Annotated in this window: 1 protein-coding gene; it reads left to right on the forward strand. The window is 50.9% G+C overall.

Annotation, left to right across the window (positions count from 1 at the left end; translation table 11 throughout):
* On the forward strand, positions 1–216 hold a 216-nt coding region (locus KVT32_RS31760; protein ID WP_217619603.1), incomplete at its 5' end, for a hypothetical protein.
* Positions 217–232 lie beyond the last annotated feature (16 nt).

The following is a 232-nucleotide window of genomic DNA, read 5'->3' on the forward strand; positions in this document are numbered from 1 at the left end:
GCCAGTATTTACAGCGCAGACACATCCGTGCTAGCGATAACGCCGTATCGAAGAGGTAGTATCTTTACCGAGCGCTTGCATCCCACGCAGGGGCCCGTAGGCGTGTTTGCGGGATTCCGATTTGCAGCGTTGCCGCTTGATAAAAACAACCTCTCGATAGCGTCGATGGAGTTGGTCATAGAAATTGTCGAATCTTTTAAGGTTCAGGCTTTCTGACTGACAAGCGCCAGAT

It is taken from the genome of Achromobacter sp. GbtcB20 (assembly GCF_019091095.1).
Lineage (GTDB): Bacteria > Pseudomonadota > Gammaproteobacteria > Burkholderiales > Burkholderiaceae_B > Achromobacter > Achromobacter mucicolens.